Origin of the sequence: Rhodopirellula maiorica SM1 (assembly GCF_000346295.1) — a bacterium.
GTDB classification, from domain to species: domain Bacteria; phylum Planctomycetota; class Planctomycetia; order Pirellulales; family Pirellulaceae; genus Novipirellula; species Novipirellula maiorica.
Genome location: NZ_ANOG01000388.1, coordinates 1 through 511 on the forward strand (window position 1 = coordinate 1; position 511 = coordinate 511).

The 511-nt window shown below is 48.9% G+C and carries 1 protein-coding gene; it reads right to left on the reverse strand.

The genetic code is table 11. The features are described from left to right. Nucleotides 1-77: 77 nt before the first annotated feature. Nucleotides 78-443: a four helix bundle protein gene (locus RMSM_RS12545; protein WP_008696305.1), complete on the reverse strand. Its 366-nt coding sequence runs from the start codon at nt 441-443 to the stop codon at nt 78-80. Nucleotides 444-511 lie beyond the last annotated feature (68 nt).

A 511-nucleotide genomic window follows, 5' to 3' on the forward strand; every position in this document is an offset into this window, starting at 1 on the left:
ACCATTCTCCTTCTTACTCCTCATCTTGCAATGTTGACCATGCAGAATGCGTTTGCGGTCGACTTGTTTCTAGTTCGTTAGTGTTTCCGCTCCGCAGAGTTCGATCGTATCAAGCCAACCAGCATCGAAACAATTTCAATCAGCAAGCGTTTGCCTTCTTCTGCATGCGAGTTTTCGATTTTTCGTTTTGCGGTCATGACGTCCAAGCACGCTGCACATTCCAACGCGGATCCGCGTGCAATGTCGAAGAACCGGCAGCGATCCGATTCAGTGAATTTGCCATTGCCTTCCGCGATGTTCAATGGAATCGACGTTGGTGCTCGATCGAACTGATTGTGAACGGCCTGTGACTTTGGAATGAGTTCAAGAACGTCAGCCGCCCAAGCGACAAAAACGATGGACGATTGATAGGCATTCAGTTTCTCGTGGTCAAATTGACGCATTTGTCCGACCCTCGTTCTCGTTCTCTTTCTTAATCCTAATCTTCCAGCATTGCTTACGGCCGGTGGGG

What these genes read in the sequence shown, in the direction of transcription:
- RMSM_RS12545 (WP_008696305.1), bottom strand. Translation starts at nt 443, where the DNA reads ATGCGTCAATTTGACCACGAGAAACTGAATGCCTATCAATCGTCCATC.